At 73.4% G+C, this 801-nt stretch carries 1 pseudogene; it reads right to left on the reverse strand.

What is annotated here, in order from left to right:
- Positions 1–801, reverse strand: a pseudogene (locus E2E34_RS34785) (SulP family inorganic anion transporter); the annotation flags it as partial.

The raw sequence follows: 801 nt of genomic DNA on the forward strand, positions 1-801 counted from the left end.
GTCCAGCTGTACGGGCCGGTCGGACGGCAGCGCCTCCAACGCGTCCAGCAGCTTCGACAGCCGCAGGAACGTCGCGTTGCCGCGCACCCGCACCCGCAGCCCGTCCACCGAGCCCAGATCCTCCGTCTCCACCTGCACCTGACTGGTGTCCCACGCGGTCTTCGCGACGGCGAGCACCAGGCCCACCAGCACGCCCTCGAACAGGTTGGTCACCACGATCGCCCCGGGGCTCACCACGAGCACAACCGCCTCACCGCGATGCTCCCGCCACAACGGCACCAACTCCCGTACGGGAATGGGCTTCCACCCCGCGTGCCCCGCAAGGGCCGCCACCGGAATCACCCCGAGCGCCGCGGGCACCGCCGCCGCGAACACCAGCAGCCACACCCCGTGCAGCACCCGTGAGACCTTCGTGCGCGCCCCCGCGCGCACATTGGCGGCGCTGCGCACGATGACGGCGGTCATCGGCAGCGCCCCGAGCGCCCCGCACACCGCGTTGCCCGCCCCCTGCGCGATCAGCTCCCGGTCGTAGTCGGTCCGGGGCCCGTCGTGCAGCCGGTCCACGGCGGTCGCGCTGAACAGCGACTCCGCCGACGCGATCAGCGCGAACGCCCGGCACCGTCCCGACGACCCCGGCCTCCGCCAGCCGCGCCAAGGAGGCGGCCTCCGGCGGCCGTACGGCGTCCAGCAGCCCGTGCACCTCCACCCGCCGCACCGGCAGATCGAGCACCACCGTCACGACCGCCGCCAGGGCGACCGCCACGAGCCTGTCTCGTATACACATCTCCGAGCCCACGAGAC

This window comes from Streptomyces albidochromogenes (assembly GCF_005981925.1).
In the GTDB taxonomy this organism is placed as follows: Bacteria; Actinomycetota; Actinomycetes; order Streptomycetales; family Streptomycetaceae; genus Streptomyces; species Streptomyces albidochromogenes.